Source organism: Agrococcus carbonis, from assembly GCF_900104705.1.
GTDB lineage: Bacteria > Actinomycetota > Actinomycetes > Actinomycetales > Microbacteriaceae > Agrococcus > Agrococcus carbonis.
In genome coordinates, this window is the sequence record NZ_LT629734.1 from 1328038 (window position 1) to 1353729 (window position 25692).

The window sequence follows — 25692 nt, forward strand, 5'->3', positions numbered from 1 at the left end:
CACGCGCATCCGACCCCTCACCACCGAAGGAAGCACCATGACCATCTCGCTCAAGCGTCGCGTCGCGACCACCATCGTCGCCGGCGTCGCCGTCGCCGCCCTCGCCGCCTGCTCGTCGGGCGCGCCCGCCGAGGCGCCCGAGGACGGCTCGCTCGGCACCATCCGCGTCGGCGCCCTGCCCGTGCCGGCCGGCGACATGCTCACCTGGGTCGACGAGAACCTCGCCGCCGACGCCGGGCTCGACATCGAGTGGGTCGAGTTCACCGACTACAACACGCCCAACCCGGCGCTCAGCGACGGCTCGACCGACGCCAACCTCTTCCAGAACACGACGTTCATGGAGACGTACAACTCCCAGGCCGGCGGCGACCTCGTCTCGGTCGGCGACATCTACCTGCCCGCCGCCGCGTACTACTCGGAGTCGATCGGCTCGCTCGACGAGCTGCCCGACGGCGCCTCGATCGCCATCCCCAACGACCCGACCAACGAGGCGCGCGCGCTCGAGATCCTCGCGGCCGAGGGCCTGATCGAGATCGCCGAGGGCACCACCAACCTCGACGGCATCACCTCGAACCCGCGCAATTTCCAGTTCACCGAGGTCGAGAACGCCACGCTGCCGCTCGCGATCCCCGACAACGACGCCGTCTTCGTCACCGCGTCGTTCGCGCTGCCGGCCGGCCTCACGGGCGAGCAGGCGATCCTCGTCGAGGGCAGCGACTCGGCGTACTTCAACGCGCTCGTCACCACGCCCGAGCTGCAGGACGACCCGCGCGTCGAGGCGCTGCACGAGCTGCTGACCTCCGACGAGCTGCAGCAGTACATGCTCGACACGTGGGGCGGGCTGATCGTTCCGATCGAGGACTGATCGCTTCTGCTGGCTGAGGCGCGCCCTCGCTGGTTGAGGAGCGTGCGCTCGCTGGCTGAGGAGCGTGCGCCGCAGGCGCGCACGTCTCGAAGCCTGCTCGTCGCGGCCTGATCCTTCGGCCTTCCGACGAGCGCGCCGTGTGCTCCGAGCACGCGGCGCGGTCGTCGTTTCGGGCCGCATTCGCGTGTCAGTGCCCGCCCATACCCTCGTCGCACGAGGTCGGGGATGGATGTGGGTGGCCGCATCTACCCTCCTCGCAAGGAGGCGACGATGACGAGCACCGAGCAAGCAGCAGCAGCGGTCGACGCTGCTCGCGCGCTGCTCGCGGATGCCCCGTCGTTCTCGACCGCGTCCAGCGGCGAGGTGGTCGAACTGCTCGGCCGGGTCGCGGAGCTGGCCAGGGTCGTCGAGAGCCTGCAGGTGCGGCTCGCGCACGAGGTCGAGGAGCGCTCGCGGGGCTCGGCCGACGAGCCGCTGTGCCTGCTGCTGGGCGCCCGGCACGCGAAGGAAGCCATCGGCCGCGCCTTCGGCATCCGCCCCGGCCGCGCCCTCGACCTGCTGCTGATGGCGCGCGCGACGGCCCCGTCGGTCGCGCTCACCGGCGCCAGCATCCCGCCGAAGTACCCGGCGGTCGCGGCCGCGCTCGCGGAGGGCGAGCTGTCGTTCGCGCAGGCGCACGCGATCGTCTCGACCCTCGACCCGGCGGCGCCGCGCGCCGACGGCGAGCAGCTGCGCGTCGCCGAGCGCACGCTCGTCGGCCACGCGACCGATCCCGCCACGCCGCGGCCGCCCGAGCAGCTGGTCGTGCTCGCCCGCCGCTGCGTTGCGCTGCTCGATCCCGACGGGGTGCTGCCGAACGACGAGCGGCAGCGGGCGCTTCGGTCGCTGCGCATCCGACAGCAGCCCGACGGGTCATGGCTCACGACCATCCGCTCCCCTGCCGACGACGGCGCGGCCATCAAGGCGTTGGCGGATGCGTACACGGGGCCGCGCGTGAACGTCGCGTTCCACGATGATCGCTGCGCAAGGGGCGGCTGCGACGGCAAGGCATGCCACGGCGACGGCGACGGCGACGGCGACGGCGACGGCGGGGAGGTCTCCCTCGACGACCGCACGCGCGAGCAGAAGGCGCACGACGCGTTCATCGCCGTGGTGAAGGCGCACGCGGCCTCCGGCACCGCGCCGGTCGCCGGCGGGGAGCCGCCGACGCTCGTGCTCACCGGCACGATCGACGCCTACGCCGCGTACGTGCAGGGGCTCCGCCACGCCGAGCGCACCCTCACGATCGAGCACACCAACTGCCTCCTCCCGATCGAGCGCATCGACCAGGTCCTCTGCCACGCCGACGTCCAGCAGCTGGTCGTCGACGGCGACGGCCACCCACTCGCCCTCGGCCGCACGCAGCGGCTGTTCACCCGCGCGCAGAAGCGAGCCCTCGCCAGGCGCGACAAGGGCTGTCGAGTACCCGGTTGCGGCATGCCCGTCGCCTGGTGCGAGACCCACCACATCGTGCCCTGGCAGCTCGGCGGCCCCACCGACGTCGACAACGGCATCCTCGTCTGCAACTACCACCACCACGAGATCCACGCCGGCCGACTGCGGGTCGAGGAGGCCGGACCCGGGCCGGGCCAGTGGCGCATCGTCCCCGAGCTCCAGCCCGCCCGCAGCACGGTCGCCGCGGTGCCGCTCGACGCGGAGGCCGGTGATTCGGCGTGGCTCGGCGGCGCCGCGCCCGGCTCGCTCGACGCAGCTGCGAGCGATCATCCGCTCGCCACCGCAGCACCCGCCGCTGTTGCCGCCCCCGCGCCCGCCGCACTCGCCACCGCCGCACCCGCTGCACTCGCAGTGCGGCTGCCGGACCTCCGCGAGCGCAAGCCCGGGCTGGACCACACGGTGAGCACCGCATCAAGCGAACCGGATCCGCTCGACGCGGCCCGACCGTCCACTCGCCCACCGAGGCGACGCCGCCGCCCGGGCACTCCGAGCGAACGACACCTCAGGGCACTGCTCGAGCGGCAGGCCCGCGCTCGCGAGCGTGGCGGTCGCGCCGATGCGCTGACTCAGCCCAGGATCGTGCTGCGGCGCTGATCCGCAAGGGACGTCACCGAATCCTGTCGGGCGTGGCGACGCGTCGGGCGGCGATCGAGTGCGCCACCAGCCGCATCACGATCCGCGGCCGCGCGACTCGCCCCGCTCAGGGCATCGCATACTGGTCGACCGGCACGAGCTCGATCGCGGCGATGACCTCGAGCGCCGCACGCGCGGGCGCGCTCTCGAGGAAGCGCTCCGCCGCGGCGACCGAGCCGAACAGGCGCTCACCGCCCGGCTCGTCGCTCGTCAGCAGCATCGCGCTGTGGTTGCGGTTGACGCCGTCGAGCTGCGCCCACGGGAACGGCGGTGATCCCTCGGTCTGGCTCGTGAGCGCGACGCGCGCGACGACCCCGCCCTCCCGCTGCTCCCACCACGCGACCGCGGCCAGCCCATCCGCCATCTCGATGCGCTCGACCTCGCCCCACGCATCGAGGGCGCCGACGTCGCTCGCGTAGCCGTCGTAGTAGCGGACCTGCGTGCCGTCGGGCCCCGTGAACCGCACGTGGTTGTCCCACTGCGTGCGGCCGTCGTGGTTGGTCACCTCGCCGCTGCGGTCACGCGCCGACCAGCCGGCAGGCAGCGTGACGCGCATCGTGCCGTTCTGCGTCTCGAAGGTCTCCCCTGCGGCCTCCCCGTCGGCATCGCCGGCCGCCTGCGGCATCGCATTCCAGGGCACGTCGTGCACCTCGAGCGACGCGAGCACGCCCATGGTCGTCGCCATCTCGGCACCGCTCAGGCACGCCTCGGCGGCAGCGGCATCCGCCAGCACCTCGGCGCAGCCGTCGAGCCCGTCGACGTGGGCGCTGAAGACGCCGAAGCGCCCCTCCACGTGCATCAGGTAGGTGTTGGGCGCCAGCTCGTTCGGCGTCGCCGTCACCGCGACCTGCGGCGTAAACCGGCCCGGTTCGAGCTCCATCCACCAGGCGCTGGCCGTCGCGTCGCCCGCAGGCGGCGACTGCGCGATCGCGCGCTGCTCGACCAGCCGCCACGGCACCTCGCCCCAGCCGACGTCGGACATGTAGCCGTCGACGTAGGTGACCCGCGCCCGCTCCTCGTCGTCGACGAGCGTGACCTGGTTCACCCATTGGCGCTCGCCGCCGTGGTTCGTGGCCGCGACGCTCGTGTCGTCGACGCGCCAGCCCTGCGGCACGCCGAAGGTCGCAGTGCCGTTCTGGGTCGTGAACGGCTCGAGCACGACGGCCTCGACGGGCGGCGCGGGGCTCTCGGTGGGGTCGGCGGGCGCGGTCGGCTGCGCGGCGGTCGTCGCGCAGCCGGCGACGAGGGCGAGCGCGGCGGCGGTGCCGAGGGCGGCGGCGGTGCGGGCGGTGCGAGTGCGCATGGTGTGCCTCCATCGTCGGGCGGGCCGCGATGGCCGCCTCATCCCAAGATGTCCGGATGCGGGGCTCGGGTGTCGCTTCCCGGGTCACGGTTGCATCACGATGCGGGCGCCCGGCGACGGCCCCGCGGTGTTCCGCGGGGCCGTCGGGTCTCTCCGGGTGGAGGTGTGGGGTCTCGTGACGCGGGCGCCTTCGGCGCGCGCTCCTCGACCGGCGAGGGAGCGGGGGTCTCGAGACGCGTGCGGGCTGCGCCCGCGCGCTCCTCGACCGGCGGAAGGGCCTCGACCGGCGAGGGAGCGGGGCGCTCAGGGCATCGTGAAGCCGTCGACGCCCGTGAGGCGCACGCTCGCGACCACGTCGAGCGCCGCGACCGCCGGCGCGGAGCGCAGGAACGTCACGACCTCGGCCTCGGTGCCGAACGACGGCCGGCCCTCGAAAGTCGCCTCGAAGCGGTAGTTGCTGCGGCTCTCGCCGTACCAGGTGGGCGAGTTCACCGACCCCTCGTCGAAGCCCCAGTCGTTCGGTCCCTGCAGGTAGGTGAGCGCGACGTGCGGGATGTAGCGGCCCTGCGAGACGCGCCAGAACGACTGCGCGACGTCGCCGTCGCCCACGGGGCGCGCATCCACCGCCTCCCACAGCTCGGCGTCGTACGACCAGCTGCCCCCGAACTGCGGGGTGTCGAGGTAGGTGAGCGCGACGCCCGGGCCGACGAGGTCGACGATGTTGATCCACGTCGGCGCACCGGTGTCGGGGTCGAGGGTGGGCCAGCTGCGGTCGGTGCCCGACCAGCCCGCTGGCACCGTGAACGTCGCCGAGCCGTTCTGCGTCGTGTACGTGCCGGGCGCGACGGGTGAGGGAGGGGGCGTCTCGAGCGCGGGTGCCGGCTCAGGCTCCTCGTCGTTGGGCTGCGAGCGGGCGGCCGGCACCGATGCCGCGGGCGTGGCCGACGGCGAGCCGTCGATCACCGGGGGCGTGACGGATGCCGTGGTCGGCTCGGGCGCCTCGGACTCGGTCGCGGGGGCGGAGACGGCGGTGGTCTGGGCGGTGGGCATCGGCTCGGTCTCCGTGGGGTCGGCGGCGGTCGTCGAGGACGTCGGCGTCGGCGGCGCCGCGGGCTCCTCTGGCGCCTGCGCGCAGGCCGCGAGCAGTGCACCGATGGTCAGGATCGCCGCGGCGGAGGCCGCCCGGCCGGTCGTCGATGCGCGCATCGCGGTTCCTCTCCGGCGGGGCGCTTCCCCGCTCGACCTGACATGTCCGCTGTGCGGTGCGGGTTACGGGCGGGAGGTCACGGGATGGTCACGGATGGGGGTCTCGTGACGCGTGCGCCTTCGGCGCGCGCTCCTCGACCGGCGAGGGAACGGCGGGGGTCTCGTGACGGCCCTGCGGGCCGCCTCGAACGGCGAGGGGACGGGTCTCGTGACGCGGGCGCCTTCGGCGCGCGCTCCTCGACCGGCGAGGGGACGGCGCGCGCCCCTCGACCTGCGAGCGGGGCTACTGCCAGGGGGAGGCGGTCAGGTCGTCGTGGTGCAGCTCGAGCGAGGCCACGACGCCGAGCATCCGCTCCTCGAGCTCGCCCGCGAACCACGCCTCGGCCGTCGTCACCCCCGCGTACCAGCTGGGCTGGTGGCCGGTGAAGCTGCGGCACATGTCGCCGGCGCAGACGCTGCCGTCGGGCAGCGTCGTTGCGCCCGCCGTCGTCAGCCCGACGCCGTGCTCGCGTGACGGCGAGCCCATGTACTCGCTCGCGTACGACCACGAGACCGCCTCGAGACCGCCCGCGACCCCGCGCCGCTCCCCCGCGTCCCACGACGCCGGCGTGCCGCCCGGCGACATGTTCGCGCGAGGCCCCTCGGTGAACATGAGCGCGGTGTCGCCGTTCGGCTCGAGCAGCCGCACGATCGTCAGCCAAGCCGCCCGGCCGCGCGCGTCGACCACCTCGGTGTACTGCGGCTCGACGCGCCAGTCGAGCGGCACGGCGAAGCTCGCGGTGCCGGTCCCGGTGGTGAACCGCCAGTGGTTGCGGCCGTCGATCACCTCGAGCTCGCGCGCAGAGCCCGCTCCCGAGCGCGGCGGCTCGGCGAGGGCGCTCGGCGCCGAGCGGTCGTCGATGATCGCGCCGCCCGCGGGGCCGACGGCCGTGGGATCGGGCGTGGGCGCCGCATCCGCCCCCTCGGTCGCCACCGGCGTGGCCGCCGCGTCGGTCGGCGCAGCGGAGGCGTCGGGCGTGCCGGTCGGCGCGGGCGGGGCGGCGGTGCAGCCGCCGAGCCCGGCCGCCGCGAGCCCGGCCGCCGCGAGCCCGACGACCAGTGCGGCGGCTCGCATGCGATTCCGGAAGGAGCTCATGTCATCCCTCCACCGGCTGCAGCACGACCCACGCGGTCACGCCGGCGTCGGCCACGATCATGGGCATCGGACCGCCGAGCCGGTCGACGCCGACGCGCAGCGCCAGCCCATCGCCCCAGCAATCGAACGGGATGCCGCCCACCGTCACCCGGCCCGTCTCGCCCTCGCACGTGACAGTGATGTCGAGCGCGCTCGGCGAGCCGAGGCCGCGCACGAAGCCCGCGCGCGAGGCGGTGTCGAGCTCGCGACCGGCGGGCATGGCCACGATGAGGGGCGCCGTCGCATCGGCCTCGAGCACGGCGTGCGCCCGGGTCGCACCGGCCGGAACGCCGAGCTGCACGACGACGCCGCCCCAGGCATCGCGGCAATCCGCCGCGGAGCCGTCGACGGCGCCATCGGTGCGCGTGCCGCCCGTCCAGATGCGGCTCGGCAGCGAGCACGCCACGTAGAGGTCGCGCGCGCCGGCACCCGCCACGGCGCCGCCGACCGGCAGCTCTGTGAGGGCGGGCTCGATCTGCGGGAGGCCGATCGCGCGGGGCGGCAGGGCGGGTGCGGCGGGCGCCGTCGCAGCGGGCGCCGGCGTGGCCGATGCTGGGGTGGCGGATGCGTCGGGGTCGGGAGACGCGGAGCCCCCGTCGGCAGAGCTCGGCTCGGGCGACGCGCTGCCGCTCGGTGCGGGCGCCAGAGTGCTCGGGTCGGGACCCTCGAGCATGCCGGAGGGCGCGCATCCGCTCACCACCAGCACGGCCGCGAGCGCCGCCGCCCACGCGAGCCGGCTCATCGCTCCACCGCGTAGGTCACGCTCACGAGCGCGTCGCCCTCGAGCTCGATGCGCGGGCCGATCTCGCCCGGCCGGATGGGCACGCCCCACGCGGCCTGGGTGACCGACTGCACGCCGTAGCCCTCCCAGCCGGCGGCGCAGTCGAACCGCACGCCGCCGACGGTGACGGCGCCCTGGTCGCGGTGGCACTCGACCGAGACGGTCGCGCTCGCGCCGTCGATGCTGCCGACCGGCGGCGCGCCCGCGTCGACGATGCTGAGCGCGCCGTCGAAGTCGTCGCTCGCGGTGAACCGCGGGTCTCCGTCGTCGATCAGGTCCGCTACGCCGAGCTGCGTGAAGCCGGTGCCGGCGGGGTGGTCGGCGCAGTCGACCCAGCGCTGGCCGCCGTAGTCGACCGTGCCGTCGGCCTCGCACACGAGGTAGACGTCGAAGGTGCGCTCGACGACGGGCGCCTGGCCCGCGGCGCCGGCGTCGCCGCACTCCTCGCACCGCAGCACGTCGAGCACCTCGGGCTCGCCGGCCGCGACGCCCTCGAGGCCGGGCGGGGCGGTCGGGTCGGGCCGGTCGGTGGGTGCGGCCTCGCTCGCGCCCGGCTCGCTCGGCGCAGGGGTGTCGGCCGGCTGGCTCACGCCCGGCGTCGGCGCCGCCTGATCGCGATGCGGGTCGCCCGCGGCGCCGGCGAGCTGCCACGCGCCCACCCCGACCACCGCGGCGGCGATCACCGCGAGCGCGCCGCCCGCGATCGCCTGCGTGCGGCGGCGCTCGCGCACGCGCTCCCGCACCGCCATCGTCGACAGGCCCCGACGCATCCGCGCCTGGAAGTCATCGCCCATGGGGGGCGGCTGCTCGCTCATGCCGGCACCTCCTCGAGGTCGAGGTGGTCGAGGCCGGGCGCGGCGCCGTGCCGCTCGAGCACCGCGCGCAGCTTGGTCTTCGCGCGGTGGATGCGGGTCTTCGCGGCGCCGTAGCCGAGGCCGATCGCGCTCGCCGCGTCGGCGAGCGGCAGCTCCTCGAGCAGCACGAGCGAGATGAGCCGCGCATCCTGCTCGGGCAGCTCGCGCAGCGCCTGCGCGACGGCGCTGCCCGCGTCGAGGCGCTCGAGCCGATCGACGGCGACATCGGCGGCATCCGGCGCATCGGGCCCGAGCGGGATGTGCGCGATGAGCCGCTGGTTGCGGCGGATGCTGCGGCTCGCGTTGCGCGCGCAGTTGGTCGTGGTGGCGAGCAGCCACGGCAGCACCGAGCCGTCGACGATGCGCACGCGGCGACGCGACCGCCACGCCTCAGCGAAGGCTGCGGCCGTCACATCCTCGGTGTCCTGCCGGTGCTGCATCAGTCTCCATGCGTGTCGCCACACGCGGTCGCCGTGGCGATCGAAGACCGCCGCGAAGGCGACCCCGTCCCCGCGCACGACGGCATGCCACAGCTGCTCGTCGGTCTGCGCGAGGTCCACAGCCTGGATTGTCCGGGTCGCGGGCACGGGTTACAGCGGCGGCGCGCGGCACCTGCGGCGATCCGCGCCGCGACCCGCTCGCGCAGCGTGATCTGGGTCGCCGCTCGCCCGCGGCGCGGCGCGCATCCGTTGCACGGAATGATGGATGGGTGAGGCGGCTCGATCGTGCGGCGCCCGGCGGGCGCCCGGGTCGGGAGTTCACTGCGGGCACGCGCGCGCAGGGCGCCCGCCAGCTCGCCGCCTCGGTGCCGGTGCGCACGGCCGCGAGCGGCGCGCAGATCGCGATCCCCATCCTCGCGGTCGCCACGACCGGCGACATCGCGCTCGGCGCCATGCTCGTCGCGCTCGCGCTCATGCCCGGCATCGTCGCCGCGCCGCTCGTCGGCGCGCTGCTCGACCGCTCGCACCGCCCGCGCGCGTGGATGATGGGCGCGGCGGCCGGCACCGCCGCCGCGTACGCGGTCGCCGCAGCGCTCGACCCGCTGCCGGTGTGGCTCGTCGCGAGCGCGCTCGTGGTGAGCGGGCTGCTGAACCCCTTCGGCTTCGGCGGGCTGTCGAGCTTCCTCTCGACCGCCGACGACGGCGACCACCACCGCGCCTACGCGCTCGATGCGCTGAGCTACAACCTCAGCGGCGTCGCCGGCCCCGCGCTCGTCGCGGTGCTCGCGCCGACCGTCGGACCGCGCTGGGCGCTCGTGGCGATGGCAGCGATCGCGCTGTGCTCGGTCGCCGCCTACCCGCTGCTGCACGTCGAGCCGCGCGAGACCGAGCGCACGGGGCTGTGGCGCTCGATGGCCGCCGGCATCGTGGCGCTCTCGACCCATCGGCGCCTCGCGGTCGTCACGACCTCGGGCACGCTCGCCGAGCTCGGCCGCGGCATCCTGCCGATCGCCGCGATCGGCATCGCCGTCGCGACCCTCGGCGATCCCGCGGCGAGCGCGATCGTGGTGACCGCCTTCGCGATCGGCGCGCTCCTCGGCGCGGCGATCGAACCCATCCGCCGCCGCTCGCTCTCGCCGCAGGCGACCATGCTGATCGGCTTCGGGCTCACGGGCCTCGCGACGCTCGCCGCCGCGCTCGACCTCGGGCTCGTCTGGACGGTGGCGCTCGTCGGCATCTCGGGCCTCTGCACCGCCGCGCCGACCGCGGCGATGCTCATGCTGCGGCGCACCGAGAGCCCCGAGGGCGTCGTCGCGCAGGTCTTCACGGTCGGCGCCGCGCTCCGCACCGCCGCGAGCGCCGCGGGCACCGCGATCGCAGGCGCGCTCGCGGGCCTCGACCCGCTGCTGCTGCTCGCCGGTTCCGGCCTCGTGTGGCTGCTGAGCGGCGCGACGATGCTCGCGTTCCCGCGGCGCGGCTGAGGGGGCCGGGCGGTCGCCGCTCAGAGCTCGTCGAGCAGGCCCTCCATCTCGGTGATCTCCGCCCGCTGCGACTCGATGATCGACTCGGCGAGCGCGATGACGTCGGGCATCGCACCCTGCCGCACCTCGGTCTCGGCCATCTCGATCGCGCCCTCGTGGTGCTCGATCATCTGCTCGAGGAAGAGCGCGCTCGCCGCGGCGCCGTCAGCCTGCTCGAGGGCTTCTATGTCGTCCTCCGACATCATGCCGCCCATGCCGCCGCCGTGGCCCATGCCCGCGTGCGGGTCGGCGTGCATGCCCCAGGCGTCGAGCCAGGCCTCCATCTGCGCGATCTCGGGCCCCTGGGCGTCCTTGATGCGCTGGGCCAGGTCGCGCACCCGCGGGTCGACGTCGGGCTTGCCGAGCACGACATCCGACATCTCGATGGCCTGCTCGTGGTGGGGGATCATCATCATCGTGAACATCGTGTCGGCGGCGTTCGGCTGCTGCGCCGACGCGGTGCCGGATGCGGTGGGCGTCGGCTGGGCGCTGCCGGTTCCGCCGGTCGCGCAGCCGGCGAGGGCGAGGCCGGCGACGAGCGCGCCGGCGGTGAGGACGCGCGCCGTCAGCGCGCGGAAGGTGTGCATGTGCATGGTCGTTGCTCTCTCGTTCGAGGGGTCGGTGGCATGGGCGCGCGAGGCGCCGCGGGCTGACCGCGGAAGGGCCAGGCCACCGATCAGGTGCGGCTGATCGAGAGCAGGACGAGGCTGGGCGGGGGCATCGCATGCCCGACGACGCCCGGCGCGCGAGACGCGAGGCGGGGCAGCACGAGCAGCGCGGCCGCACCGCCCCGAGCAGGCGGCAGCAGCAGGACGAGCCCCGCGAGCAGGGCGAGCACGCACGTGATCATCGCGGTGTGGTCGTGCGTCGGCGCGGGCTGAGCGGCGCCGTCACCGTCGTCGTGCCCGGCCGCCGCCGCATCCGTCATGGCGTGGGAGGCGTGGTGGCCGGCGGCGATCGACTGGGTCGGCGCGGCGGACCCGTGCCCTGACGGCGCAGCCGAGAGCGTGTGCATGCCGAGCAGGCCGACGATGAGCGCTGCCAGTGCCAGCAGTCGCCGCACGGGGATGCCGCCGCCCGTTCGGGCCGCGGCTCCGACTGCCGACCGCTCGCCCATGCCGCACACTCTACGCCCGGAGCGGCCGACGCCAGCGGGCCTGCACCGGCCCGCCTGCACCGACCGCTTGTGCACCGCCGCCGTGCGGGGCACGCTGGGCTATGGCCGTGTACGAGTTCGAGCTCGAGCGGGTGATCGCCGCCCCGATCGAGGCGGTCTTCGACCGGCTCGCCGACATCGAGGGCCACCACGACTGGATGCCGCACAAGCGCACGATCTTCCGCGCGACCGAGCAGACCTCGCCCGGACCGCCGCGCCGCGGCACCACCTACGTCGATCGCACCTCGGTCGGCTCGACGCCGGGCGAGATCGCCGTCTTCGAGCGCCCCACCCGCCTCGTCTACCACTGGTGGGAGCCGTGGCGCGGTCGCATCATCGCCGAGGGCTGGCCCGGCTACGAGCTCACGGATGCGGGGGACGGCACCACGCGCGTGCGCCACACCGCGCGCCTGCAGGTGCGCGGCACCCGCCAGCTCGCGATGCCCGTCTACCGCGTGCTCGCGAAGCGCGAGCGCACCACGACGCTCGAGGCGCTGCAGGCGTCGTTCGCCCAGGAGCAGTAAGGCACGCCTCGGCGACTTGGGCGCTGTGCGAGCATCGCGCTGTGCGAGCATGGCGCCATGCGAGAGCGCGAGGGCATCGTCGGCCAGCGGGAGGATCCTGACCTCCCCCGATACGCGGGCATCGCGTCCTTCGCGCTGCTGCCGCAGCTGCACGAGGTCGAGCACGCCGACATCGCAGTGGTCGGCATCCCCTTCGACTCGGGTACGAGCTTCCGGCCGGGCGCGCGCTTCGGGCCGGCGCACGTGCGCGAGCACTCGCGGCAGCTGCATCCGTACCACTACCTCCACGACGCCTTCCCGTTCCGCGACCGCCAGGTGGTCGACGCGGGCGACTTCCGCGTCGGCCCGTACGACATCGAGGCGGCGGTCGCGGCGATCGAGGCGCAGGCGCGGCAGCTGGTCGAGCAGGGCACGCGCATCGTCGCGATCGGCGGCGACCACACCATCGCGCTGCCGCTGCTGCGGGCCGCGGCCGCCGAGCACGGTCCGCTCGCCGTGCTGCACTTCGACGCGCACCTCGACACCTGGGATGTGCTGCACGGCGCGAGCATCTGGCACGGCTCGCCCTTCCGGCGGGCCGCCGAGGAGGGGCTGCTCGACCTCGAGCACTGCCAGCACGTCGGCACCCGCGCCGGCGTGTACGACCCGAGCGAGCTCGAGGACGACGCGCGCGCCGGGTTCGCGATGATCGGCAGCGACGAGTTCGGGCGCGTGCCGGCCGAGCGGCTCGCCGCACGCATCCGCGAGCGCCTCGGCGACCGCCCCGTCTACATCTCGGTCGACATCGACGTGCTCGACCCGGCGCACGCCCCCGGCACCGGCACGCCCGAGGTCGCCGGCATCAGCACGCGCGAGCTCTTCGCCGTGCTGCGCGAGCTGCGCGGTCTGCCGATCGTCGGATGCGACGTCGTCGAGGTGCTGCCGGCCCACGACCACGCGGGCATCACGGGCCTCGCGGCGGCGCACACCGCGTGGGAGTTCGTGACCCTCATCGACCTGCCCGAGCGGTAGCGCGGGAGCTCGCGGCGCGGAGCGACCACGCCGGTGCGACCGCGCTGATGGGACCGCACCGGCGCGACCGCGCTGGGCGCCCACACCCCACCCACGGCGGCCGGCAGCCGGGGCACCCGCCTCCCCCGCACGACGGAGGCGACCCGACGCATCCGCCCGCCTGCCGGCGGAGGCGACCGCCGACGCCGCCCGCCTAGGCTCGAAGCCATGCCTGTGCGCCCCGCTCCCGACGCCGCGTCGATGCGCACCGACGCGCTGCTCGCGGGCGCGCTCGCGGCGCTCGGCTGCGTGATGGTGGCGCTCAGCGCCATGACGGGGCTGCAGTTCGACGACGTGCCCATCTGGCAGCCGATGCTCGCCGCGGTGCTGCTGCCCGCGCCGCTCGTGCTGCGCCGCGTGCACCCGGTGCCGGTCTCGATCGCGCAGATCGCGATCTACATCATCGCGGGCGAGACCGGCTCGCTCGAGCTCTACGTCTCGCAGGTCAACCTCTTCATGGGGTTCTACTCGATCGGCGCGTGGGAGACGAACCGCCGCCGCGCGCTGTGGGCGCGCGTCGTCATCGTGCTCGTGATGGCCGCCTGGCTCGCGACCTCGGCGGTACGCGGCTTCTTCGACCCCGAGACGGGCGAGCGCGGCGTCTCGGCCTACTTCGCGTTCCTGCTCATCCAGATCGTCGTGAACGTCGCGTACTTCGGCGGCGGCTGGATCTTCGGCGACCGCGCCTGGCGCGAGTCCCTCGAGCAGCAGCGGCTCGCCGACGCGCACGCCGAGATCGCCGCCCAGCAGCAGCGGCTCGCCGAGCAGGCGGTCTCGCTCGAGCGGGTGCGCATCGCGCGCGAGCTGCACGACGTCGTCGCCCACCACGTCTCGGCGATGGGCGTGCAGGCGGGCGCAGCGCGGCGGGTGCTCGCGACCGATCCCGAGAAGGCGGCGGATGCGCTGCGGCACGTCGAGCAGTCGGCGCGAGACGCGATCGGCGAGCTGCGGGCTCTCGTGGTGACGCTCCGCGCCGAGGACGACGGCACCGGCTCGGCGCCGGGCCTCGACGACCTGCCCGCGCTCGTCGACTCGGCGGTCGCGACCGGGCAGCGCGTCGCGCTCACCGAGGTCGGCGAGCCGCGCACGGTCTCGCCCATGGTGGGGCTCACGGCGTATCGCATTGTGCAGGAGGCGCTCACGAACGCGCGCAAGCACGCGGGGCCCCTCGCGCAGGTCGACGTGCGCGTGCGCTACCTCGACGACGAGCTCGAGGTCGAGGTCGCCGACGACGGGCGCGGCGGCGGCAGCGGTGCGCACGGCGCGGGCGCGGGTGTGCTCGGGATGCGCGAGCGCGTCTCGGCGCTCGACGGGGTGCTCGAGGTGGGGCCGCGCTCGCGCGGCGGCTGGCTCGTGCGGGCGCGGATGCCCTCGCCTGCGGCCCGCGACCGCGCCGGTAGCGTGGACGGGTGACGCGCATCCTGCTGGTCGACGACCAGGCCCTGGTCCGCGCCGGGTTCGAGACGATCCTCGGCAGCGAGCCCGGATTCGAGGTCGTCGGGCAGGCGAAGGACGGCGCCGACGCCGTGCGGCTCGCCGCCGAGCTGCGGCCGGACGTCATCTGCATGGACGTGCAGATGCCGGTGATGGACGGCCTCGAGGCGACCCGCGCGATCTGCGCCGCCGACGACCACGCGGCGGTGCTCATCCTCACGACGTTCGACCGCGACGACTTCCTCTTCGACGCGCTCTCGGCCGGCGCCGCCGGCTTCCTGCTGAAGACCGCCGAGCCCGAGCAGCTGATCGACGCCGTGCACGCGCTCGCCCGCGGCGACGCCCTGCTGAGCCCCGAGGTGACCCGCCGCGTGATCGAGCGCTTCACGGCGGCGGCTTCGCCCGCTGGTCGAGCCGACACCCCCCTCGCTGGTCGAGTAGGCGCCGAAGGCGCCGCCCCGCCCGCTGGTCGAGTAGGCGCCGAAGGCGCCGTATCGAGACCCGCCGCCCCCGGGCCCGCCGGTCGAGGAGCCGCCGAAGGCGGTGTTCCGCCCGTCGGTCGAGGAGCCGCCGAAGGCGGCGTTCCGCCCGTCGGTCGAGGAGCCGCCGAAGGCGGCGTCACGAGACCAGAGGCCAGCGCCCCGTCCCCCCAGCTCACCGACCGCGAGCACGAGACGCTGCTCCTGCTCGCCAAGGGCCACTCCAACGCCGAGATCGCCGCCCGGCTCTTCGTCGGCGAGGCGACGGTCAAGACCCACGTCTCCAACGTGCTCCTGAAGCTCGGCGTCCGCGACCGCATCCACGCCGTCATCTGGGCCTACGAGCACGGGGTCATCGCGCCGCAGCGCTGACCGCGGCGTGCTGCTCGCCGCGGGCCGCGCAGCACCACCGGCCGCGTCAGGGGGCCCAGGCCGTGCTGCCGCTCGAGCGCCGCGGCGTGTGGGCGCGGATGGCCGCGCGGTAGTGCGTGTAGCCGATCCGCATCCACACGACCATCCACGCGGCGCCGACGAGCGCGCCGGCTGCGATGGCCCAGCCCGGTGCCGCCCCGAGCGAGACGACGAACGCGCCGGCGAGCAGCCCGTAGACGCATGCGTTGACGACGAGGATGAGCACCATCGAGCTGCCGAGCAGGTGGCTCGCCTGCGACCTCGCCCGCAGGAACGAGTAGGTGACGCTCGCGCCCGCCTGATCGTCGGCGCTCGAGGCGAGGAAGTACTGCCCGACCTGCGGGTCGAGGTCGACGTAGCCGCCGCGCAGCCGGTTCATGCCGAGCACGTACATCAAGTCCTCCTCGCTCACGAGCAGCACCCGCTGCTGCGTCATCGCGCCGATGAGCGCCACGAAGCCGAGGATCGCGAGCATCGCGGGCGAGAACCAGCCCGCGTAGCGCGACGCCTGACCGAGGATGCCGATGGTCACGAGGCCCGCGGAGACGAGCGTGAGGAAGATGGTGATGCGCGTGAGCACCTCGCTCTGCGCGGTGCTGCGGGCGGCGAGCAGGCCCCAGTGCTCGGTCGCGAGCATCTGCGCGCGGCGCGCGAGCACGGCGTCGGACTCCGCCTCGCCCGTCGGGAGCGGGGTGGCGCCGGACTGGTCGGCACGCGGCTCCTCGGCGCGGGGCTCCTCCGCACGGGGTTGGCCGGCGTCGGGCTGCGCTGCGCCGACCGGTTCGTCGAGCATGGCGCTCATCATCCTCCCGCTCGGCGCGCGCGACCAGCGCCACAATGGCGGCATGAGCGACACCGACGTCCACGACCTCACCGCCTTCGACAGCCTCACGACCGCCCACCTCGCCGACGCGTGCATGCGGCTCGGCATCCCCGTGCGCGTCGCGCCGGCCGAGCTCGCACCGCTCGCCCCCGGCATGCGCATCGCGGGGCGTGCGCGCCCCGCGCGCCACTCGGGCAGCGTCGACGTCTTCCTCGAGGCCCTCGAGCGGGCGACGCCCGGCGAGGTGCTCGTGGTCGACGACGGCGGCCGCACCGACCGCGCGTGCGTGGGCGATCTCGTCGCGCTCGAGGTCGCGCGCGCAGGGCTCGCGGGCATCCTCATCTGGGGCCTGCATCGCGACACCGCCGAGCTGCGCGAGATCGGCCTGCCGGTGCTGAGCGCCGGCGCGTCGCCCACCGGCCCGGCGGCCGCGCTCCCCCAGCCGGCGGATGCGCTCGAGCGGGCCGCGTGCGGCGAGCACGACGTCACCGCCGCCGACCTCGTCGTGGCCGACGACGACGGGGCGATCTTCCTGCCGCTCGCCGACGCATCCGCCATCGCCCGCGCGGCCGCCGCGATTCGCGACACCGAGCACCGGCAGGCCGCCGCGATGCGCGCCGGCACGAGCCTCCGCGAGCAGATGGCCTTCGGCGACTACCTGCGCGCCCGCGACGAGCGCGGCATCACCTTCCGCGAGCACCTGCGCGCCATCGGCGGCGCGATCGAGGAGTAGCCGGTGGCGCCGCCCGAGCGGCGCAGCGCGCAGCCCGGTACCGAATGGTCGCATCCGCTCGCCGCATGCGACAAAGCGGTACCGCTCTGGCCAGGGCACACCATCGGAGGGGACAGCGCACCCCTCCCCCGCCAGGGGGAGCGCGGATTCCAGCCGCACGGCGGAGGCGCGCCCCGCATCCGGCCGCCTAGCGTCGAAGCATGCTCTCCATCCATGCGATCAGCCGCTCCTTCAAGGGCAAGCAGGCGCTCAAGGACGTCTCGTTCGACGTGCACGACGGCCTGATGACCGGCTTCGTCGGCGCGAACGGCGCCGGCAAGACCACCGCCATGCGCATCATCCTCGGCGTGCTCGCCGCCGACAGCGGCGAGGTGCGCGTCGACGGCCGCCCGATCACCGCCGACGACCGCGCGCAGTTCGGCTACATGCCCGAGGAGCGCGGCCTCTACCCCAAGATGCAGGTGCACGAGCAGCTCGTCTACCTCGGCCGCCTGCACGGCATGAGCGGCGCCGACGCCGCGATGCGCGCCGACCTGCTGCTTGAGCAGCTCGGCCTCGCCGAGCGCAGCCGCGACACGCTCGAGTCGCTCAGTCTCGGCAACCAGCAGCGTGCGCAGATCGCCGCCGCGCTCGTGCACGAGCCGACGGCCCTCGTGCTCGACGAGCCGTTCTCGGGCCTCGACCCGATGGCCGTCGAGGTCACGCTCGAGGTGCTGCGCGACGTCGCCCGCGCAGGAGCCCCGGTGCTCTTCTCGAGCCACCAGCTCGACGTCGTCGAGCGGCTCTGCGACTCGCTCGTCATCCTCGCCCACGGCGAAGTGCGCGCCGCGGGCACGCGCGACGAGATCCGCGCCGCCCACACCCGCCCCGAGTGGGTGCTCGAGACGGGCGACGCCGGCTTCGTGCGCGGCATCGCCGGCATCGAGGTGCTCGAGTTCGACGGCGGCCACGTGCGCTTCACCGCCGACGATCCCGAGGCCGCCGACCGCGTGCTCCGCGAGGCGATCGAGCGCGGTGCCGTGCGCAGCTTCGCCCCCTCCATCCGACCGCTGAACGAGATCTTCCAGGAGGTCGTGCGATGAGCACCGTCCCCACCCGACCGGCCACGGCATCCGCCCCCAACCAGCGTGGCCGCACCGGCTTCTGGGCCGCCACCGGCATCGTCGCGCAGCGCGAGATCATGGTGCGCCTGCGCTCGAAGTCGTTCGTCATCTCGACCGCGATCATGCTCGCGGTCATCCTCGCCGGCGTCATCTTCTCGTCGATCGGCCCCGCGCTGTTCGACGAGGACACCACCGTCGCCACCGTCGCCGCGCTCGCACCGACCCTGCAGGGGCTCGACGGGCTCGCGGTCACGACCCTCGGGTCTGCGGATGCGGTGCGCGAGGCCGTCGCGTCGGGCACGGTGAGCGCCGGGGTCATCCCGGGCAGCGGGCCCAGCGGTCTGCTGGTGCTGGGCGACCGCGAGGCGCCGACGAGCCTGCTGCAGCTGCTGAGCGTCGCGCCGGAGCTCGAGCTGCTCGACCCGAATGCACCCGACCCGATGCTCACCTACTTCATCGGCATCGCCTTCGGCATCGTGTTCTTCTCGTCCGCGATCACCTTCGGCACGACCATCTCGCAGTCGGTCGTCGAGGAGAAGCAGTCGCGCATCGTCGAGATCATGCTCGCCGCCGTGCCGGCCCGCGCGATCCTCGCGGGCAAGGTGATCGGCAACTCGGTGCTCGCGTTCGGGCAGATCATCCTGATCGCCGCGGTCGTGCTGCTCGGCGGTGCGCTCACCGGCTCGGAGCTGCTGCTCGACGGACTCGGCATGCCGATCGTCTGGTTCGTGGTGCTCTTCACGGTCGGCTTCATCATGCTCGCGGCGCTCTACGCCGCGGCCGCCGCGCTCGTCTCGCGCGCCGAGGACCTCGGCACCGCGACGAGCCCGCTGATGATGCTCGTGATGATCCCGTACATCCTCGTGATCGTCTTCAACAACAACCCGCTGGCGCTGCAGATCATGTCGTACGTGCCCTTCTCGGCGCCGGTCGCGGTGCCGATGCGGGTCTACCTCGAGACGCAGCAGTGGTGGGAGCCGTACCTGTCGCTGGCGATCCTTGCCGGGTTCACCGTGCTGGTGATCGGCTTCGCCGCGAAGGTCTACGAGCGCTCGCTGCTGAAGACCGGCGCGATGGTGAAGTGGAAGGACGCGCTGAAGCAGTAGCGCCCCGCCGAGCTCCTCGCGCATAGCCCGAGCGCCCCGCATCCTCCGGATCGGGGCGCTCTGCTGCGTCGCCCCGCAGATGTGTGACGCTTCGGGGCTTCGCGTGCCCCCATGACCCCCATCTGCCACATATCTGCTGGTAGACGGGCAGGCACGAGCACGAGAACGAGAACGAGCACAGGCACAGGCACTGGCACAGGCACAGGCACAGGCACAGGCACAGGCACAGGCACTACGCTTGCCGGCATGGGAACCATCTGCAGCAGCTCGGCCGCCATCGCGGCGAGCTGCGCTGGCATGACCGCCAGCATCCGGCTGCGCCGCCGCTGACGGCGCGCTGCTCCCGGATCCTCTGAACGCACGCAGCTCGCCGTTCGCCACTCGCCGGCGCGGCGCCGTTCACGCTGCCCGGCTCCACCGCGAACCGGAGCTCCCATGCCTCGCAAGACCCATCGTCGCGCGCACCCGCGCGCGGCCGCTCACCCCAAGCCCGCTCACCAGCACACCCCTCACCGGCACACCACGCACCCCAACGCCGCCGGCCCGCACGCCGCCGGCCGCCACGAGCTCGGCCAGAACTTCCTCGTCGACCCCGGCGTCATCGCCGACGTCGTCGAGCACGTCGCCGCCACCGAAGGCCCGATCCTCGAGATCGGCCCCGGCGACGGCGCCATCACGCTGCCGCTCGCACGGCTCGGCCGACCCATCCGCGCCCTCGAGGCCGACCCACGCCGAGCCGACCGGCTGGCCGCCCGCGCGCCACGGCGCGTTCGCGTCGAGCACGCCGACGCACTCGCCCACCGCTTCGATGCCGCACCGCACGTCGTGGTCTCGAACCTGCCCTTCCACATCACGACCGCCATGCTGCGTCGCCTGCTCGCGGCACCCGGGTGGACGGACGCGGTGCTCATCGCGCAGTGGGAGGTCGCCCGTCGCCGTGCGGGCGTGGGCGGCGCCACGCAGCTGACCGCGCAGTCGGCGCCGTGGTTCGAGTTCGCGCTCGTGCGCCGCATCCCGCGACAGGCGTACCGCCCGATGCCGCAGGTCGACGGCGGCCTGTTCTCGGTGCGTCGGCGCGCGCAGCCGCTCGTGCCGCCAGCACAGCGGCGCGACTACGCGGCGATGGTCGCGCGCGTCTTCGGCAGCGGCGGCCACGGCCTGGCCCGCATCCTCCCGACAGCGCGCGTGCTGCCGCCGCAGGCGGCCAAGCGCTGGCTGCGCGATCGCGGCCACGCCGCCGGCGGCCTGCCGCGCGATCTCTCCCCTGCCGACTGGTCCGACCTCTGGCGCGCCCATCGCGCGTCACGGTGACCCACCGCATCCGCCGTCATGAGCCTTCGATCGGCGCTTGACAGGTTCATGGGTTGCATGGTTCATTAGTTGAGTAATGAACCAACGGAGCGAGTCCGCTCGATCGCTCGCCGGATGTGCGCACATCCGACCCACACCACCAGGAGGCAGTGATGCTCGATGAGAGCAAGCCGCTGTTCCAAGCAGTCGCTGAGCAGATCGAGGACGGGATCCTCGACGGCACCTACGCCGAGGACGATCCCGTGCCCTCGACCAACCAGCTGGCCGCGTTCCTCCGCATCAATCCAGCCACCGCCGGCAAGGGCCTCGGGCTCCTCGTCGACGCGGGGGTGCTCGTCAAGAGGAGAGGGATCGGCATGTTCGTCGCCGAAGGCGCCAGAGAGGCGCTCCGCCAACGCCGCAGGTTCGCGTTCGAGGACCTGTACATCGCACCCCTGCTGCGCGAGGCAGCCCAGCTCGGCATCACGCCCGAGGAGCTCGCCAGCATGATCACGAAGGAGCCAGCACGATGACCGCCATCGTCACCCGCGGCCTCACCAAGCGCTACCCCGAGGTCACCGCCCTCGACGACGTCTCGATCAGCCTCGAGGAGCACCGCATCCACGGCCTGCTCGGCCGCAACGGCGCCGGCAAGACGACCCTGATGCAGCTGCTCACCGGCCAGGTGTTCGCGACCTCCGGCGAGATGCAGGTGCTGGGGGGCACGCCGGTCGAGAACGTCGACGTGCTCTCGCAGACGGTCTTCATCCAGGAGAGCCAGAAGTACCCCGACACGTTCCGCGCGATCGACGTGCTGCGCATCGCCGCCGGCGCCTACCCCAACTGGGATCAGGACTACGCCGACCGGCTCGTCGCCAAGTACCGGCTGCCCGCGAAGCGCCTCATCAAGAAGCTCTCCCGTGGCCAGCTCTCCGCCGTCGGCATCGTCATCGGGCTCGCCGCCCGCGCACCGCTGACCTTCTTCGACGAGCCCTACCTCGGGCTCGACGCGGTCGCGCGGCAGATGTTCTTCGACGACCTGCTCGCCGACTACACCGAGCACCCGCGCACGATCGTGCTCTCGACCCACCACATCGACGAGGTCGCGAACCTGCTCGAGCACATCGTCATCCTCGACCAGGGGAAGGTGCTGCTCGACGCCGACACCGACGACCTGCACGACGCCGCCATCACGGTCTCGGGCAGGGCGGATGCGGTGGATGCGTTCCTGGGCGGCCGCGACGTGCTCGAGCGCAAGGCGCTCGGCACGCTCGCGAGCGCCACGTTCACGCCCCGCGAGGGCGACGAGCGCGCCGCGCACGAGGCCGGGCTCGACCTCACGCCCGTCTCGCTCCAGGCGCTCTTCGTGCACCTGACCACCGCCAACGCGGCCGACGCCGCCGACCGCGCCGACGCGCGCGCGAGAGTCTGAGAGGAGGCCGACCATGCGCATCCGCAACGTCGTCCAGCTCCACACCGTCAACAAGCTGCAGGCCTTCGGCTGGCCACTGCTCATCATGAGCTTCTCGCTCGCGATCGTGCTCGTGATCGGCGCCATCATCCTCAACGTCGCGACGTCGCAGGGCGGCGACTCGCTCGCCGACGCGCGCGCGGGCATGAGCACGGGGATGCAGTGGAACGGCGCGATCTTCGCGCTGCTCGGACCGCTCATCGGCTTCGGCTTCACCGCGATGGGGCAGTACTTCCCGCTCGCGCTCGGCCTCGGCCTCACCCGCCGCGAGTTCGCGCTCGGCACGACCGCCGTGTTCCTCGGCAACGCGCTGTTCTTCGCCGTCATCGTCACGATCGGCAAGGTCATCGAGGTCGCGACGGGCGGGTTCGGGCTCGGCATCCGCTTCTTCAACACCGTCTACACGGGCACCGGCGAGTGGTGGCAGACGCTCGCGCAGACGTTCCTGCTCATCCTCATGGTCATGTTCCTCGGCGCCGCGATCACGACCGCGTTCCACCGCTGGGGCCAGTCGTTCCTCTGGGTCTTCTGGATCGGGCTCGCGGTCGTCGTCGTCGCGATCGTCGGCGGTGCGCTGCTGTCGGAGGCGTTCCGCCAGGTGGTGTTCGACATCGGCTCGATGGGCTGGCTGCCGTGGATGGGCGTCGTCGTGCTCGTCGGCGCCCTCGGCGCGGCCGCGTGGTTCACGCTCGTGCGGCGGGCGCAGGCCCGCTGAACCGCGCATCCCCGCCGATCGGCATCGCGCTCGATGGCCCGCACCGCCTGGTGCGGGCCATCGCCGCGCGTCAGCGCTTGACGGCCTCGAGCCGCGCGAGCGCCTCCTCGCGCTCGGCCGCGTGGTCGAGGATGCGCTCCGGGTAGCCGTCGGCGTAGCCGTCGTCGGCCTTCCACGGCTCGTGCGCCGCGGCGCCGGCGAGATGCCGGAGCTCCGGCACCCAGCGGCGCACGTAGTCGCCGTCGGGGTCGAACTTGAGGCCCTGCAGCACCGGGTTGAAGACGCGGAAGAACGGCGACGCATCCGTGCCCGTGCCCGCCGTCCACTGCCAGCCGTGGTTGTTCGAGGCGAGATCGCCGTCGGCGAGCAGGTCGAGGAAGTGGCGGGCGCCGTGCGGCCACCACACGTGCAGGTCCTTCGTGAGGAAGCTCGCCGTCGCCATGCGCACCCGGTTGTGCATCCAGCCCTCGGCGTGCAGCTGGCGCATGCCGGCGTCGACGAAGGGGAAGCCGGTGCGTCCCTCCTGCCACGCGACGAAGCCGTCCCCGGGCTCGTCGTACGCCATGCCGCGGAGCGCCTCGCTGAAGTCGTGCCACGCCGAGCGGGGGTGGTGCAGCAGCACGTCGGCGTAGAACTCGCGCCACGCGAGCTCGGTCTGGAACCGGCGCAGCGAGCGCTGCGCGCCGGCGCTGCGGCGCGGGGCGACCCGGTCGAGGTCGGCGAGCAGCGTGCGCGGGTGCACGGCGCCGAGCTTGAGCGCGATCGACAGGCGCGAGGTGCCGTCGAGGTCGGGGCGGTCGCGGTGCGCGTCGTAGTCGTCGATCGCGTCGTCGAGGAACGCGCGCCAGCGCTCGAGCGCCCCCTCCTCGCTCGCCCACGAGAGGTCGGCCTCGACCTCGGGCGCCGCAGGCAGCGGCTCGCCCTCGATGCGCCGCACCCAGCGGAACGACGCGGGCAGCTCGGCCGGCGCCCGCCACCCGTGCCGCAGCCAGGCCTTCGAGAAGGGCGTGAAGACGCGGAAGGGCGTGCCGTCGTCCTTCCGCACGCGGCCGGGCGTCACGGCGTAGGGCGAGCCGGTCGCGACGACCGGCACCGCGAGCGCGCGCTCGACGCGGGCGTCGCGGGCACGGCCGTACGGGGTGGACTCGCCGGAGACGTGCACCGCATCCGCCCCCACCTCGTCGGCGAGCGCGGGGATGACCTGCTCGGGGCGCCCCGACCGCACGACGAGCGCGCCGTCGGTCGCGGCGTGCAGGGCGGCGAGCGCGGTGCGCAGGGCCGCGGTGCGCGCCGCGCCCGCGCCGTCGAAGGCGGGGTCGAGCACGAAGACGGGCAGCACATCGCCGGCAGCCGCGGCCTCGGCGAGCGCCGGGTGGTCGCGCACCCGCAGGTCGCGCCGGAACCAGACGAGCTGCGTGCCCATGCGCCGAGGCTAGTGGTCGCGGCGCCCGCGCGGCTGGGGATGCCCCGGGTGCAGCTGGGTCGCGCAGGGTGCAGCTGGATTGCACAGGTGCGGAGGCGGCGCGACAGCCGCTGCCGTCGCACCGCCCGCGTGCCCGCTACTCGTGCTCGGCGCGCGGCCTCCCGGCTCCCGACGGCCCGAGGCCCTCAGCGGGCGACTCGGCGTCCTGCACGGGCGAGCCCGTGCCGCCGAGTCCCTCGGCGGGCGACTCGGCGTCGCGCACGGGCGAGCCCTCGCCGGCCTCCGTCGCGCCGAGCCCCTCGACGGGCGACGTGCGCTGCTGCACGGGCGCGCCCTCGGTGCCCGGGCTCGACCCCATGCCCTCCTCGGGCGAGGCCTGGTCGACGGCGTCGTCGACGATCCCGTCGGGGTGCACGGGCCTCGCGTGCTCGGGCACGGGCGAGTCGTCGTTGTGCGATCCGGTGTCCATCTGGTCCTCCGATCGTGCAGCGGCGGGCTGCGCCGCAGTAGGCGGGGCGGGTGTGCCCCTGGGTGGCATTGTGCCGCGCCGGGCTGGGATTCTGTACCCCGGATCCGTCGGATGCGCGTGGGCGCGTCTGCGAGGATCGTCGCGTGCAGACGCTCCACGACACCGCCCGCCGCGGCTTCGCATCCGACAACTACTCCGGCGTGCACCCCGAGGTGCTCGCCGCGCTCGCCGCCGCGAACGGCGGGCATCAGACCGCCTACGGCGCCGACGACTACACGGCACGCCTGCAGGAGGTCGTGCGCGGCCACTTCGGCGAGGCCGCCGAGGCGTTCCCGGTCTTCAACGGCACGGGCGCCAACGTGCTCGCGCTGCAGTCGCTGCTGCCCCGCTGGGGCGCGGTGATCGCCGCGCGCACGGCGCACATCAACGTCGACGAGGGCGGCGCGCCCGAGCGCGTCGGCGGCATGAAGCTGCTCACCGTCGAGACCCCCGACGGCAAGCTCACCCCCGAGCTCATCGACCAGGAGGCGTGGGGCTGGGGCGACGAGCACCGCGCCCAGCCGCTCGCCGTCTCGATCACGCAGTCGACCGAGCTCGGCACGCTCTACACCGCCGACGAGATCCGCGCGATCGCCGACCACGCCCACGAGCGCGGCATGCTGCTGCACCTCGACGGCGCGCGGCTGTCGAACGCGGCGGTCTCGCTCGGGCAGCCGCTGCGCGCCTTCACGACGGATGCGGGCGTCGACATCCTCTCGCTCGGCGGCACGAAGAACGGGGCGATGGGCGCCGAGGCCGTCGTCGTGCTGTCGGAGCGCGCGGGCGCGGGCCTCGTCTACCTGCGCAAGCTCAACATGCAGCTCGCCTCGAAGATGCGCTTCATCTCGGCGCAGCTCATCGCGCTGTTCGAGGGCGAGCTGTGGCGCGAGAACGCGGCGCACGCCAATGCGATGGCGGCACGGCTGCGCGCGGCGGTCGAGCCGCTCGACGGCGTCTCGTTCGCCTACCCGACCCAGTCGAACGGCGTCTTCGCGCGCCTGCCCCAGGGCGTCGCCGACCGCGTGCGCGACGCGTTCTTCTTCTACGACTGGGATGCGGCGGCCGGCGAGGTGCGCTGGATGTGCACGTGGGACACGACCGAGGACGACGTGGATGCGTTCGCCGCGGCCGTGCGGGAGGCCGTCGGCGGGTAGGCCCGGCGGGCGCTGCGGCCGCGGCCGCGGAGCGCGTACCGT

General features: G+C 74.1%; 26 protein-coding genes. 15 read left to right on the forward strand and 11 right to left on the reverse strand.

Annotated features, from left to right (window positions below):
- The first annotated feature begins 37 nt into the window (after positions 1-37).
- Both BLT67_RS06415 and BLT67_RS06420 read left to right on the forward strand, forming a co-directional pair.
- Positions 38-865, forward strand: coding sequence for a MetQ/NlpA family ABC transporter substrate-binding protein (locus BLT67_RS06415; protein WP_092666248.1), 828 nt, complete (start codon positions 38-40; stop codon positions 863-865).
- Between the two features lie 270 nt (positions 866-1135).
- Positions 1136-2953: an HNH endonuclease signature motif containing protein gene (locus tag BLT67_RS06420; RefSeq protein ID WP_172801988.1), complete on the forward strand. Its 1818-nt coding sequence runs from the start codon at positions 1136-1138 to the stop codon at positions 2951-2953.
- 106 nt (positions 2954-3059) lie between these two features.
- Here BLT67_RS06420 and BLT67_RS06425 read toward each other — a convergent pair whose 3' ends face one another.
- The 6 genes from BLT67_RS06425 to BLT67_RS06450 form a co-directional block, all read right to left on the reverse strand.
- Positions 3060-4295 carry a hypothetical protein gene (locus BLT67_RS06425; protein WP_092666250.1) on the reverse strand — a complete coding sequence of 412 codons (1236 nt, stop codon included), beginning with the start codon at positions 4293-4295 and terminating at the stop codon, positions 3060-3062.
- Between the two features lie 303 nt (positions 4296-4598).
- Positions 4599-5501 (reverse strand): hypothetical protein, encoded by a 903-nt coding sequence (locus tag BLT67_RS06430; RefSeq protein WP_092666251.1) that lies wholly within the window; start codon positions 5499-5501, stop codon positions 4599-4601.
- 283 nt (positions 5502-5784) lie between these two features.
- Entirely contained in the window at positions 5785-6615 is an 831-nt protein-coding gene (locus tag BLT67_RS06435) for a hypothetical protein (protein WP_157674238.1), read from the reverse strand.
- 22 nt (positions 6616-6637) lie between these two features.
- Positions 6638-7417, reverse strand: coding sequence for a hypothetical protein (locus BLT67_RS06440; protein WP_092666253.1), 780 nt, complete (start codon positions 7415-7417; stop codon positions 6638-6640).
- Positions 7414-8271, reverse strand: coding sequence for a hypothetical protein (locus tag BLT67_RS06445; protein ID WP_092666254.1), 858 nt, complete (start codon positions 8269-8271; stop codon positions 7414-7416). The genes BLT67_RS06440 and BLT67_RS06445 overlap by 4 nt, the downstream gene beginning before the upstream one ends.
- Entirely contained in the window at positions 8268-8870 is a 603-nt protein-coding gene (locus BLT67_RS06450) for an RNA polymerase sigma factor (protein WP_157674240.1), read from the reverse strand. Before BLT67_RS06450 ends, BLT67_RS06445 begins: the two co-directional genes overlap by 4 nt.
- Before the next feature lie 149 nt (positions 8871-9019).
- Here BLT67_RS06450 and BLT67_RS06455 point away from each other — a divergent pair, with 149 nt between their 5' ends.
- A complete protein-coding gene (locus BLT67_RS06455; RefSeq protein WP_157674242.1) occupies positions 9020-10231 on the forward strand; it encodes an MFS transporter in 1212 nt (403 codons plus the stop codon).
- Positions 10232-10251: 20 nt separating this feature from the next.
- On the opposite strand, the gene BLT67_RS06460 is transcribed toward BLT67_RS06455, so the two are convergent.
- Together BLT67_RS06460 and BLT67_RS06465 are read right to left on the reverse strand one after the other, a co-directional pair.
- Complete coding sequence (locus BLT67_RS06460) at positions 10252-10863, reverse strand: DUF305 domain-containing protein (protein ID WP_231945611.1); 612 nt, start codon at positions 10861-10863, stop codon at positions 10252-10254.
- An 83-nt stretch (positions 10864-10946) separates the two neighbouring features.
- Complete coding sequence (locus BLT67_RS06465) at positions 10947-11387, reverse strand: DUF6153 family protein (RefSeq protein WP_092666256.1); 441 nt, start codon at positions 11385-11387, stop codon at positions 10947-10949.
- Between the two features lie 101 nt (positions 11388-11488).
- Between BLT67_RS06465 and BLT67_RS06470 the strand changes: the two genes are divergently transcribed.
- The 4 genes from BLT67_RS06470 to BLT67_RS06485 all read left to right on the forward strand — a co-directional run bounded on the left by BLT67_RS06470 (position 11489) and on the right by BLT67_RS06485 (position 15285).
- On the forward strand, positions 11489-11950 hold the full coding sequence (locus BLT67_RS06470) for an SRPBCC family protein (protein WP_092666257.1): 462 nt from the start codon (positions 11489-11491) through the stop codon (positions 11948-11950).
- 57 nt (positions 11951-12007) lie between these two features.
- The gene (gene speB / locus BLT67_RS06475; RefSeq protein ID WP_092666258.1) at positions 12008-12961 is read left to right on the forward strand and encodes an agmatinase; all 954 of its coding nucleotides are present in this window, start codon (positions 12008-12010) and stop codon (positions 12959-12961) included.
- A gap of 207 nt (positions 12962-13168) precedes the next feature.
- A complete protein-coding gene (locus BLT67_RS06480; protein WP_092666259.1) occupies positions 13169-14413 on the forward strand; it encodes a sensor histidine kinase in 1245 nt (414 codons plus the stop codon).
- The gene (locus BLT67_RS06485) at positions 14410-15285 is read left to right on the forward strand and encodes a response regulator (RefSeq protein ID WP_092666260.1); all 876 of its coding nucleotides are present in this window, start codon (positions 14410-14412) and stop codon (positions 15283-15285) included. The genes BLT67_RS06480 and BLT67_RS06485 overlap by 4 nt, the downstream gene beginning before the upstream one ends.
- 46 nt (positions 15286-15331) lie before the next feature.
- Here BLT67_RS06485 and BLT67_RS06490 read toward each other — a convergent pair whose 3' ends face one another.
- On the reverse strand, positions 15332-16117 hold the full coding sequence (locus tag BLT67_RS06490) for a hypothetical protein (RefSeq protein WP_231945612.1): 786 nt from the start codon (positions 16115-16117) through the stop codon (positions 15332-15334).
- Positions 16118-16169: 52 nt separating this feature from the next.
- On the opposite strand from BLT67_RS06490, the gene BLT67_RS06495 reads away from it, so the two are divergent.
- The 7 genes from BLT67_RS06495 (at position 16170) to BLT67_RS06530 (ending at position 22565) form a co-directional block, all read left to right on the forward strand.
- The gene (locus tag BLT67_RS06495) at positions 16170-16880 is read left to right on the forward strand and encodes an RraA family protein (RefSeq protein ID WP_092667560.1); all 711 of its coding nucleotides are present in this window, start codon (positions 16170-16172) and stop codon (positions 16878-16880) included.
- A 200-nt stretch (positions 16881-17080) separates the two neighbouring features.
- Positions 17081-17962: an ABC transporter ATP-binding protein gene (locus BLT67_RS06500; protein ID WP_092666261.1), complete on the forward strand. Its 882-nt coding sequence runs from the start codon at positions 17081-17083 to the stop codon at positions 17960-17962.
- The gene (locus BLT67_RS06505; RefSeq protein WP_092666262.1) at positions 17959-19089 is read left to right on the forward strand and encodes an ABC transporter permease; all 1131 of its coding nucleotides are present in this window, start codon (positions 17959-17961) and stop codon (positions 19087-19089) included. Before BLT67_RS06500 ends, BLT67_RS06505 begins: the two co-directional genes overlap by 4 nt.
- A gap of 435 nt (positions 19090-19524) precedes the next feature.
- Positions 19525-20400, forward strand: a complete 876-nt coding sequence (gene erm, locus BLT67_RS06515) for a 23S ribosomal RNA methyltransferase Erm (protein WP_092666264.1) — start codon at positions 19525-19527, stop codon at positions 20398-20400.
- Positions 20401-20552: 152 nt separating this feature from the next.
- Positions 20553-20912: a GntR family transcriptional regulator gene (locus BLT67_RS06520; RefSeq protein WP_092666265.1), complete on the forward strand. Its 360-nt coding sequence runs from the start codon at positions 20553-20555 to the stop codon at positions 20910-20912.
- Positions 20909-21811, forward strand: a complete 903-nt coding sequence (locus tag BLT67_RS06525) for an ABC transporter ATP-binding protein (protein ID WP_092666266.1) — start codon at positions 20909-20911, stop codon at positions 21809-21811. The genes BLT67_RS06520 and BLT67_RS06525 overlap by 4 nt, the downstream gene beginning before the upstream one ends.
- A 13-nt stretch (positions 21812-21824) precedes the next feature.
- Entirely contained in the window at positions 21825-22565 is a 741-nt protein-coding gene (locus BLT67_RS06530) for a hypothetical protein (RefSeq protein ID WP_092666267.1), read from the forward strand.
- Between the two features lie 70 nt (positions 22566-22635).
- On the opposite strand, the gene BLT67_RS06535 is transcribed toward BLT67_RS06530, so the two are convergent.
- Together BLT67_RS06535 and BLT67_RS06540 are read right to left on the reverse strand one after the other, a co-directional pair.
- Entirely contained in the window at positions 22636-23988 is a 1353-nt protein-coding gene (locus tag BLT67_RS06535; RefSeq protein ID WP_092666268.1) for a cryptochrome/photolyase family protein, read from the reverse strand.
- A 136-nt stretch (positions 23989-24124) separates the two neighbouring features.
- Positions 24125-24457 carry a hypothetical protein gene (locus BLT67_RS06540; RefSeq protein ID WP_092666269.1) on the reverse strand — a complete coding sequence of 111 codons (333 nt, stop codon included), beginning with the start codon at positions 24455-24457 and terminating at the stop codon, positions 24125-24127.
- A gap of 143 nt (positions 24458-24600) precedes the next feature.
- Here BLT67_RS06540 and BLT67_RS06545 point away from each other — a divergent pair, with 143 nt between their 5' ends.
- Positions 24601-25650 (forward strand): threonine aldolase family protein, encoded by a 1050-nt coding sequence (locus BLT67_RS06545; protein ID WP_092666270.1) that lies wholly within the window; start codon positions 24601-24603, stop codon positions 25648-25650.
- Positions 25651-25692 lie beyond the last annotated feature (42 nt).

Bases quoted from the DNA above. Each gene is read 5' to 3' on its own strand.
- BLT67_RS06415 (WP_092666248.1), top strand. From the start codon at position 38: ATGACCATCTCGCTCAAGCGTCGCGTCGCGACCACCATCGTCGCCGGC.
- BLT67_RS06420 (WP_172801988.1), top strand. From the start codon at position 1,136: ATGACGAGCACCGAGCAAGCAGCAGCAGCGGTCGACGCTGCTCGCGCG.
- BLT67_RS06425 (WP_092666250.1), bottom strand. From the start codon at position 4,295: ATGCGCACTCGCACCGCCCGCACCGCCGCCGCCCTCGGCACCGCCGCC.
- BLT67_RS06430 (WP_092666251.1), bottom strand. From the start codon at position 5,501: ATGCGCGCATCGACGACCGGCCGGGCGGCCTCCGCCGCGGCGATCCTG.
- BLT67_RS06435 (WP_157674238.1), bottom strand. From the start codon at position 6,615: ATGCGAGCCGCCGCACTGGTCGTCGGGCTCGCGGCGGCCGGGCTCGCG.
- BLT67_RS06440 (WP_092666253.1), bottom strand. From the start codon at position 7,417: ATGAGCCGGCTCGCGTGGGCGGCGGCGCTCGCGGCCGTGCTGGTGGTG.
- BLT67_RS06445 (WP_092666254.1), bottom strand. From the start codon at position 8,271: ATGAGCGAGCAGCCGCCCCCCATGGGCGATGACTTCCAGGCGCGGATG.
- BLT67_RS06460 (WP_231945611.1), bottom strand. From the start codon at position 10,863: ATGCACATGCACACCTTCCGCGCGCTGACGGCGCGCGTCCTCACCGCC.
- BLT67_RS06465 (WP_092666256.1), bottom strand. From the start codon at position 11,387: ATGGGCGAGCGGTCGGCAGTCGGAGCCGCGGCCCGAACGGGCGGCGGC.
- BLT67_RS06470 (WP_092666257.1), top strand. From the start codon at position 11,489: ATGGCCGTGTACGAGTTCGAGCTCGAGCGGGTGATCGCCGCCCCGATC.
- speB (WP_092666258.1), top strand. From the start codon at position 12,008: ATGCGAGAGCGCGAGGGCATCGTCGGCCAGCGGGAGGATCCTGACCTC.
- BLT67_RS06480 (WP_092666259.1), top strand. From the start codon at position 13,169: ATGCCTGTGCGCCCCGCTCCCGACGCCGCGTCGATGCGCACCGACGCG.
- BLT67_RS06490 (WP_231945612.1), bottom strand. From the start codon at position 16,117: ATGCTCGACGAACCGGTCGGCGCAGCGCAGCCCGACGCCGGCCAACCC.
- BLT67_RS06495 (WP_092667560.1), top strand. From the start codon at position 16,170: ATGAGCGACACCGACGTCCACGACCTCACCGCCTTCGACAGCCTCACG.
- BLT67_RS06500 (WP_092666261.1), top strand. From the start codon at position 17,081: ATGCTCTCCATCCATGCGATCAGCCGCTCCTTCAAGGGCAAGCAGGCG.
- BLT67_RS06505 (WP_092666262.1), top strand. From the start codon at position 17,959: ATGAGCACCGTCCCCACCCGACCGGCCACGGCATCCGCCCCCAACCAG.
- erm (WP_092666264.1), top strand. From the start codon at position 19,525: ATGCCTCGCAAGACCCATCGTCGCGCGCACCCGCGCGCGGCCGCTCAC.
- BLT67_RS06520 (WP_092666265.1), top strand. From the start codon at position 20,553: ATGCTCGATGAGAGCAAGCCGCTGTTCCAAGCAGTCGCTGAGCAGATC.
- BLT67_RS06525 (WP_092666266.1), top strand. From the start codon at position 20,909: ATGACCGCCATCGTCACCCGCGGCCTCACCAAGCGCTACCCCGAGGTC.
- BLT67_RS06530 (WP_092666267.1), top strand. From the start codon at position 21,825: ATGCGCATCCGCAACGTCGTCCAGCTCCACACCGTCAACAAGCTGCAG.
- BLT67_RS06535 (WP_092666268.1), bottom strand. From the start codon at position 23,988: ATGGGCACGCAGCTCGTCTGGTTCCGGCGCGACCTGCGGGTGCGCGAC.
- BLT67_RS06540 (WP_092666269.1), bottom strand. From the start codon at position 24,457: ATGGACACCGGATCGCACAACGACGACTCGCCCGTGCCCGAGCACGCG.